The organism is Candidatus Rokuibacteriota bacterium (assembly GCA_030647435.1).
In the GTDB taxonomy this organism is placed as follows: Bacteria; Methylomirabilota; Methylomirabilia; order Rokubacteriales; family CSP1-6; genus AR37.
Map to the genome: position 1 here is coordinate 1 of JAUSJX010000102.1, position 4499 is coordinate 4499.

The following is a 4499-nucleotide window of genomic DNA, read 5'->3' on the forward strand; positions in this document are numbered from 1 at the left end:
ACAGGACATTCGACTCAACCTACACGCCAGCACTCGCCGTGTCCGTCGTTCCGGAGATAAGCTCCGCTCCTTCGTGCTTTCGTCGGATCTGCCGTCGGCTCCGTGGCAATGAGTGTTCTATTACTTACGCAAAACTCAATAATCGCCCATACTCAGACACTGGCCGCCCCAGGAGCCCCCAGGAGCCGATGCCACAGCGGCTTGCCGTCGGGTAGTGTATCAGCATGCGGCGGCCTCGGTGCGGACCGCCCAGACGAAAGGATACGGACAGCATGCCAGCTCGCAGCGGACAGGACTACGTCGAGTCCCTGAAGAAGAGCGCCCCGTGCGTGTATCTCGGCGGGCGGCGGGTGCGCGACGTCACCGCCGAGCCCATCTTCCAGGAGCCGATTCGCGCCATCGCCGAGCAGTACGACATGCAGCGCGACCCGACCTACCGGGACATCATGACCTATCCGTCGCCGAGCACGGGCGAGCCCGTGTCGACGTCGTTCTTGATCCCCCGCACGCGCGAAGATCTCGTGAAGAAGCGCAAGCACTTCAAGCTCCGCGCGGACCACAATTTCGGCTTCATGGGCCGGGCGCCAGACTTCATGAACCAGTTCGTCACGGGCTGGCACCTCATGGCCGACCGATTCGCGCGCGCCGGCACCCGCTTCGGGGAGAACGCCACGCGCTACTACGAGCACGTGCGCGAGCGCGACCTCTTCCTCACGCACATGCTGATCAATCCGCAGATCGACCGGTCCAAGACCTCGGCGCAGCAGGAGGACCCGTACCTCCACCTAGGCCGGGTCCGCGAGACCAGCGAGGGCATCGTCGTGCGCGGAGCGAAGATGCTGGGCACCATGGCGCCCATCACCGAGGAGGTCGCCGTCATTCCCTTCGGGGGCGTGCCGCCGGGCGACGATGCCTATGCCCTGGTCTTCGGCATCCCCACCGCCACGCCGGGCCTCACATTCATCTGTCGCGAGACGGTCGCGCCGCTGCCCCGGTCGCGCTTCGACCATCCGCTGTCGAGCCGCTTCGAGGAGATGGACTGCATCGCCGTGTTCGATGACGTCCTCATCCCGTGGGACCGGGTCATGGTCGACGGCAGCCCCGGCAGCGGCGGGATCATCAATGGCCTGGGCGCGGACTTCGGCGCGCTCCTGAATGTCCAGACCACGGCCCGGATGCTGAGCCAGCTCGAGTTCTTCTGCGGACTCGCCATGAAGGTCGCGGACGCCATCGGCATCACGGGCTTCCTGCACGTCCAGGAGAAGCTGGGCGAGATGCTGAGCCACATGGAGGTGGCGCGCGCGGTGTTCTACGGGTCCGAGGCCATGGCGCAGCAGCTCCCGAACGGCGTCTGGGTGCCGGGTGGGCCCGGTCTGCGCGCCTTTCATCTCCAGACCGGAAAGATCTATAGCCGCTTCGTCGAGATCGTCCAGACGCTGGCGGCCGGCGGGTTCTTCTACGCGCCGAGCGAGGCCGACCTGGGCAGCCCCGAGATCCGACCATACATCGACCGCTACGTGCGGGGGCGCGCGGGCGTCCCGGCCGAGGAGCGCATCGCGCTCTTCAAGCTGGCGTGGGACGCCACGGGCGAGTCGTTCGCCCAGCGCATGGCGCAGTACGTGCGCTTCTACTCCGGCGATCCGATCCGCCTCACCGCGGGCTTCTACACGCAGTACGACAAGGCGCCGCTCTTGGAGGTTGTCGAGCGTGCGCTGGGCCGGCGCGACGGGCAGCCCATCCCGGTCTCGCTGGACAATCCGGGCGCGCCCATTCCGTATCAGCCCGACACCCGGGGCATGGCCGGGACCTACGCGGCTACGTCGCTGCCGGTCAAGCGTGACGAGCGATAGTGGCCTACCGCCTCGCGATCAGGCGCCGGAACACCGCGCCGTATTCGAAGTCGTAAGGCGCCGCCAGCTCCGCGGCGTGTCGCTTGACCCGCTCGCCGATCGTCTGGCCCGCAGGCACGTTGAAGCCGGGCATCTGGCTCTCGTGGCGGACGAGCGCGGCGAGCTGCTTGTCGATCGAGCCGGTCACGTCCACGATCACGTCCGGTTCGTCCATGCCCCAGTACCAGAGCTCCCGCACCTTGTGGGGCTCGAGGCCGTCGCGGGTGATGTGCTCGGGGAAGTGCAGATGATCGCGCGCGAAGGGATACACGGCGTCCGTCGTCGCGATCCCGGCCTTGCGGTGGTCGCGATGCTGAAACCCCTTCATCTTGTACGGGTCGTGGACGAAGACCGTGTGCGGGCGGTGCCGGCGGATGGCGTGCACGATGTCCCCGAGGACCTCCCGGGTGTCCTCGAGCTCGCCGTCGGGATAGCCGAGCATGACCACGTTCTGGACGCCCATGAAGTCTGCGGCGGCACGCTGCTCCCCGGCCCGCCGCTTCGCGAGCTCGTCCGGCGCCAGCGATCGGTCGGCGGTGCCCGCGTCGCCGTTGGTGCACAGCACGTAGGTCACCTCGCAACCCGCGGCCACCCACCTCGCTACGACGCCTCCGGAGCCGATCTCGGCGTCGTCGGGGGAGGATAGCCAACACTAGCCCCCTCCGGCACCGCCCGCCCCCCTCGGGGCCCCCGTTCCCGTGACATAATCGCCCATACTCAGACACTGGCCGCCCCAGGAGCCGCTGCCACGCGCTCGATCCGCCGAAGAGCCACTGGGCGCTGCCGATCGATCGCCCGCCGTTCTGGGCGTACCCGCTCCGGCCGAGCATTACCTTCACCTACCTCGGGGTCACGGTGGACGAGTGCGCCCGCGTGGTCATGCAGGCCGGCCGGCCGTCGTCGAACGTCTTCGCCGCCGGCGAGGTGATGGCCAGCAACATCCTCGGCCGCGGCTACCTCGCGGGGTTCGGTCTCACGATCGGAACCGTGTTCGGCCGGATCGCCGGACGGGAGGCGGCGCACCATGCCCTCCGCTGAGCTTCTCAAGGAGACCGAGCGGCAGCTGGTGATCTGCAACGCCTGCCGCTACTGCGAGGGCTACTGCGCGGTCTTCCCGGCGATGGAGCGACGGCGGAGCTTCGCTCCGGCGGACCTCACGTACCTCGCGAACCTCTGCTTCGATTGCCGCGGGTGCTTCTACGCCTGCCAGTACGCGCCGCCGCACGAGTTTGCCGTCAACGTCCCCAAGACCTTCGCCCAACTGCGGACGGAGACCTACCGCGAATACGGCTGGCCGCGGCTTCTGTCCGGCCTCTACCGGCGCGGGCTCGCGGGCGCCCTCGTCCCGAGCGCGGTCTGTGTCGCCATCGTCCTGTTCCTCGTGCTGCTCCTGAGAGGGCCGGGGGTGCTCCTCTCCGTGGACGCGCGGGAGGGCGCGTTCTACCGGGTGATCCCGTACGAGGCGATGGTGGCGCCGGCTCTCCTGCTCGCGGTCTACGGGCTGGCGGTGTTCCTGATCGGCACCGTCCGCTTCTGGCGCGATACTGGGGGGCGCATCGTCGACCTGCTCGATGCGCGAGCGTTCGCGCGCGCCGCCCGCGACGCTTTCAGCCTTCGCTACCTCGGGGGCGGGGGCGACGGGTGCAACTACCCGGACGCCGCGTTCTCCAGCGCGCGGCGGTGGCTCCACCACCTGGTGTTCTACGGGTTCCTCCTCGACGTTGCCTCGACGACGGTGGCGGCGATCTACGACCACTTCCTCCGCTGGAGGGCTCCCTATCCGCTCCTGAGCTGGCCCGTCGCGCTCGGCACGATCGGGGGTCTCATGATGGTGGCGGGGACGCTCGGTCTGCTCTACTTGAAGCGACGGAGCGACGCCGTGCCCGCCGAGCCGCGCATGGTTTCGATGGACGTGACGTTCCTGATGGCGCTGTTCCTGACGAGCGTCACCGGGCTTCTCTTGCTGGTCTTGAGAGAGACGCCGGCGATGGGGATTCTGCTCGCCGTCCACCTCGGCGTGGTCGCGGCGCTGTTCGTCACGCTGCCCTACGGGAAGTTCGCCCACGTCTTCTACCGCTACGCCGCGCTCATCAGGAACTCCCTCGAGGAACGCGCCGATCAAACCTCCGCCCACCACTAACTCCTCTACCCCCTCAGAGGAGGGCGCCGATCGTCCCGCGGTTCTGGGCGGAGAGCACGACGGGCACGGCGCGGCCCAGAAGCGCAACCGTGAGCGCCTCGTCCCCAGCCTTCCCTCGTCGACCACCAGGATGGCGTATGATAGGCGCGACCGACCCGGAGGCGCCATGAGCCACGTGCGCTGCATCGACAAGACGCGCGAACACTTCAAGGCCGCGAAAGATGGACACGGCGCCTGACCGGAAGCGCACGCAGGAGTTCGCCCGGAAGCTCTTCGGCTTCTACACGGGCGGGATGCTCACCCTGCTGGTGCAGGTCGGCCACCAGGTGGGCCTGTTCGAGGCCGCGGCGAAGGGGCCCGGCACCAGCGGCGAGATCGCCGGGCGCGCCGGGCTGGACGAGCGCTATGTGCGCGAGTGGCTGGCGGCCATGGCGACGGCGGGCGTCGTGGAATACGACGCGGCCTCGCGC

General features: G+C 68.5%; 3 protein-coding genes and 2 pseudogenes. 4 read left to right on the forward strand and 1 reads right to left on the reverse strand.

From position 1 onward, the window contains the following. Window positions 1-272: 272 nt before the first annotated feature. Complete coding sequence (locus Q7W02_18295) at window positions 273-1850, forward strand: 4-hydroxyphenylacetate 3-hydroxylase N-terminal domain-containing protein (protein MDO8478113.1); 1578 nt, start codon at window positions 273-275, stop codon at window positions 1848-1850. Window positions 1851-1854: 4 nt separating this feature from the next. On the opposite strand, the pseudogene Q7W02_18300 reads toward Q7W02_18295, so the two are convergent. After that, window positions 1855-2514: pseudogene (locus tag Q7W02_18300) on the reverse strand (PIG-L deacetylase family protein). 128 nt (window positions 2515-2642) lie between these two features. On the opposite strand from Q7W02_18300, the pseudogene Q7W02_18305 reads away from it, so the two are divergent. The 3 genes and pseudogenes from Q7W02_18305 to Q7W02_18315 all read left to right on the forward strand — a co-directional run. Continuing rightward, window positions 2643-2927: pseudogene (locus Q7W02_18305) on the forward strand (FAD-binding protein). Next, window positions 2914-4029, forward strand: a complete 1116-nt coding sequence (tcuB, locus tag Q7W02_18310; GenBank protein MDO8478114.1) for a tricarballylate utilization 4Fe-4S protein TcuB — start codon at window positions 2914-2916, stop codon at window positions 4027-4029. Before Q7W02_18305 ends, tcuB begins: the two are co-directional and overlap by 14 nt. A gap of 221 nt (window positions 4030-4250) precedes the next feature. Then, on the forward strand, window positions 4251-4499 hold a 249-nt coding region (locus Q7W02_18315; GenBank protein MDO8478115.1), incomplete at its 3' end, for a transcriptional regulator.

Bases quoted from the DNA above. Each gene is read 5' to 3' on its own strand.
- tcuB (MDO8478114.1), top strand. From the start codon at position 2,914: ATGCCCTCCGCTGAGCTTCTCAAGGAGACCGAGCGGCAGCTGGTGATC.
- Q7W02_18295 (MDO8478113.1), top strand. From the start codon at position 273: ATGCCAGCTCGCAGCGGACAGGACTACGTCGAGTCCCTGAAGAAGAGC.